Here is a 3,838-nt window from a genome sequence, read left to right as displayed (position 1 = left end):
CTCCTCGGCGACGGCCGCGCCCTGCGGCTCCGCTTCACCACCGCCCGCGCCCGCCTGTACGACACGGCCGGGGACGGCACCGCCGCCGACGCCGCCTACGAGGAGGCCACCCTGCTGGCCCCCGCCGACAGCGAACAGCGCGGCCGGACCCTGCTGGCCTGGGGCGGCTCGCTGCTGCGGCGTGCCGCAGCCGGCACCGGCACCGGCCCCGTCGACCGGGCCGAGGGGGTGCTGCGCGAGGCACTCACCCGGCTGCCCGCCGGCGCGCCCGAGCGGGCCACGGCGCGGACCCTGATCGGCAGCGTCCTCGCACTCCGCTTCCACCGCGCCGGCTTCCTGCCCGACCTCTTCGAGAGCCGCCACCTCCTGGAACAGGCCCTCAGGGGCACCGGCGACCCGGGGGAGCGTGCCGAGATCTGGCTGCAACTGGGACGGGTGCGCCTGGAGTTGGCCGAAACCGCACGGGACGGCGGGCTCGGCGACGCCCTCACCGCCTACCGGAACGCCGTCGAGGACTCCCGTGCCGCCCACGGCGACACCCCGGGCACGGTCACGGGCGCCCGCGCGTTGCACGCCCAGGGAGCGGTGCTCTGCCTCATGGGCCGCCCGGGGCGGGCCAGGGCCGCGCTGCAGGCCGCGGTCGAGCAGTGGCGGCGGCTCACCGGGGAGCTGGTGGAGGTCGACTGGGACGACGTCGAACGGACCCGGGCGCTGCTCGCCGGTCTTGAGAGCGCCAGGGGGCAGGCGGGTGTGCCGCTCACGCCCGACGAGCGCCGCAGCGTCGCACCGCCGTGGTGGCCCTGGACGGCTGGATAACGGGGGCGCACATGGGGGCAGTTGAATCGAATGGGTTTCCGGTCTCCTGGCGTCGGGAAGAACCGCCGCACCGCTACGACCGTGGGGGACAGCTTCGGTGAGGAGGAGCCGAGAGTGTGCGAGCGCACGGGGTGGGCGACCGGTGTCGGCCGGGACGTCGTCAGGTCTTCGCGACTGTCCGATCTCGCGGTCGTTGACCTGCGGACCTTGCGGGTCATGGACGACGCCGCTCTCGGAGCGGCGGTGGAGAGAGTACTGCTCCGCCCCTCGGATCTCGTCGCGTCCTGGCAGGAGGACGAGTTCGTCGGCTGACGGCCGGGTGCACCCGAGAGACGTCCGTACGGGGCGATCGATTTCGGCCGTATCCACGCCCGGCGACCGGTCGCCCGGCGGCCGGTCGTCCGGCGGCCGGTCGTCCGACGGCCGGTCGTCCGACGGTCGGTCGTCCGACGGTCGGTCGCCCGACGGTCGATCGCCCGGCGGCCGGTCGCCCCTCGGTCGCTCGTCCGGTCCGCCCGGCGGCCGCCCGGGTGTCCGGAGCCGGGAGTGATCGCCGCCCCGCCGGACCCGGCAGTTCTCGCAGGTCTCGCCACCACGCGCCCCGGACCGGCCGGGGCGTCTTTTCTGCGAGCCGGGCTGCACGCCCGCCGACTGCTCCTGCTCAAGACCCTCCTGGTGCGGGTCCAGCGCCACCGCGAGACGGTGGCGCCTCCGGCGCTGCGCGCCTTCGAGGCGGGCTGGCTGCTGCTCGAACGGGCCGAGCGCGCCCACCCGGACGTCGTCCGCACCGTCCTCGACTACCCGACCACCGGGGCCTGGCTCGCCGCCGCGCTCACCACACCGCCCGGAGCCGCCTTCGACCGCCACCTCGCCCATCTCGAACTGCTCGCCGTCACCGCCGCCCTGCGCGCCGGGCTGTCGGTGGACCTGGTCGTGGAGGCCCCCGGCGGGGTGCTCCCGCTCCCAGGCGTCGGGCGGGTCGAGGCGGGCGGTCCGGGGCGGCTCCGGATCGACGCCCGATCCCGCTCGGTACGGATCGGGGGCGGGGACGGTACGGGCTCCCGCGCCGTGCTCCGCCGCCACGGGCACGGCCCCGGGGGGAGGCTGACGGGCAGCGGTCCCGGCTGGCGCGGGCTGCGCGCCCTGCCCGGCGGCGCGACCCGGTTGGAGGACCTCGACCCGTACCGGCTGCCGCCGGACATGGGCATGCCGTCCCGGGCCGCGGCCGACCGCGCCGACACCGACCACGCCGGCTGGGCCGCCCGCTGGACCGAGGCCCGCGGTCTGCTGCGCGGGACGGACCGGGCCCGCGCGGTCGAGGTGGGCCGCTCGGTGGACGTCGTCGTGCCGCTCGTCCCGCGCGGGACGAGGTCCATCGGGGTCACACTGAGCGCCGCGCCCGGGGCCGTCCTCATGACGCCCGCGGCCGGTGCCGTGGACATGGCCGAGACCCTCGTCCACGAACTGCAGCACAGCAAGCTCGCCATGCTCCATGAGCTGGTCCCGCTCCACCGGTCCCACCCGCCCGACCGGCCCGCCCCCACCTACCGCGTCGGCTGGCGCAGGGACCTCAGGCCGGTCGGCGGAGTCCTCCAGGGCGCCTACGCCCACCTGGCGCTCGCCGACCTGTGGCACCGGGCCGCCCGGGCCCCCCGCGCCTCCGGCGTACCCGGGCAGTGGCGCGTACGGTCCGCGCAACAGTTCGACCATGTCCACGATCAGGTGGCCGAAGCCCTTGCGGTACTGCTTGAATCCGATGAACTGACCAACGAGGGAAGGGAGTTCGTCCGGCAAATGAGGCAGCACCATGCGAGCCTCGGCTCCGGCCGGCGAGCCCTTGGGTAACACTGTGCCAAGAGCACATGACACTGCGTTGCGCGTGAGCGGGACGGGAGATGCACACATGGCGGAACAGCGGTCGGGCGGCGCTTCGGCGGACCACGGTGGCAGAGCCGCCCCCGAACACGTCCTCGTCGTCTTCCCCGGCTACCACCGGCCGTGGGCGGCCTGGATCAACCAGCGCCTCGACACCCACGGCGTCCGCGCCACCCTGCAGCGCTGGGACCCGCCCCGCGAAGTCCCCCTGGAGGACTCCCTCGGCGACCTGCTCCTCGCCCGCGGCCAGGTCCTCCTCGTCCTCGACGACTGGTTCTTCGAGCTCGGCCCCCGCCCCGCAGGCGAGTGGAACGACGTCCTGCGCAGCTTCGTCGCGAGCCAGGCCGACCGCTTCGCCGCCGTCAACCTCACCAACCGCACCCTCCTCCCCTCCACGGCCGTCCTCGAACCGGTCAGCCTCTGGGGCGTCGGCGAGGAGGAGGCCGAAGCCCGGCTCCTCAGCAGGCTGGGCATCGAACCGCGCCGTTCCCCCGCCCGGCGGATCGCGCCGGGCGCCCTCGTCCGCTACCCCGAGACCCCGCCGGACATCTGGGGCGAGGTGCCCCGCCGCAACCCGCGCTTCACCGGCCGCGACGACCTCCTCACCGAGCTCCAGGAACGGCTCATGGACGCCGAGCGCGGCAACGCCGCGTGCACCCTGCTCGGCATGTCCGGCATCGGCAAGACCCAGATCGCCGCCGAGTACGCCCACCGCTTCAGCTCTGACTACGACGTCATCTGGTGGGTCAGCTCCGACGACCGGAACGTCCAGCGCGACCGCCTCGGCGAACTCGCCGTCGCCCTCGAACTGCCCACCGGCAGCGAGCCGGGCGAACGCATCCGCGCCGTCCGCGAAGCCCTCCGCCGCGGCGCCCCGCACGGCCGCTGGCTCGTCGTCTTCGACGGCTGGGACGACATCAGGGACGTCGACGTCATGGTCCCGCAGGGACCCGGACACGTCCTCATCACCTCCCGCAACCTCGGCTGGCGCGAACACACCGACGTGCTCCCCGTCCGCAACTTCGACCGCGCCGAATCCACCGGCTACCTCATGCGCCGGGCCCCGCACATCACCGCGGCCGAGGCCGACGAGGTCGCCGCCGAGTTCGGAGACGTACCCCTGCCCCTCGTCCAGGCGGCCGCCTGG

General features: G+C 75.0%; 3 protein-coding genes and 1 pseudogene. All 4 read left to right on the top strand.

Going from position 1 to position 3,838, the window contains the following annotated elements; genetic code table 11:
- Window positions 1–816: pseudogene (locus CCN56_RS43375) on the top strand (hypothetical protein); the annotation flags it as partial.
- Between the two features lie 81 nt (window positions 817–897).
- Window positions 898–1,128 carry a hypothetical protein gene (locus CCN56_RS43370; RefSeq protein ID WP_086829839.1) on the top strand — a complete coding sequence of 77 codons (231 nt, stop codon included), beginning with the start codon at window positions 898–900 and terminating at the stop codon, window positions 1,126–1,128.
- 234 nt (window positions 1,129–1,362) lie between these two features.
- Window positions 1,363–2,661 (top strand): HEXXH motif domain-containing protein, encoded by a 1,299-nt coding sequence (locus CCN56_RS23825; RefSeq protein WP_179199966.1) that lies wholly within the window; start codon window positions 1,363–1,365, stop codon window positions 2,659–2,661.
- Window positions 2,662–2,719: 58 nt separating this feature from the next.
- Window positions 2,720–3,838 (top strand): toll/interleukin-1 receptor domain-containing protein (locus CCN56_RS23820; RefSeq protein ID WP_256962115.1); only part of this gene is annotated, 1,119 nt, incomplete at its 3' end.

The organism is Streptomyces sp. NRRL B-24572 (assembly GCF_002156145.1).
In the GTDB taxonomy this organism is placed as follows: domain Bacteria; phylum Actinomycetota; class Actinomycetes; order Streptomycetales; family Streptomycetaceae; genus Streptomyces; species Streptomyces vietnamensis.
The sequence above is the reverse complement of the archived record's forward strand: the minus strand, read 5'-3'. Positions and strand labels throughout refer to the sequence as shown.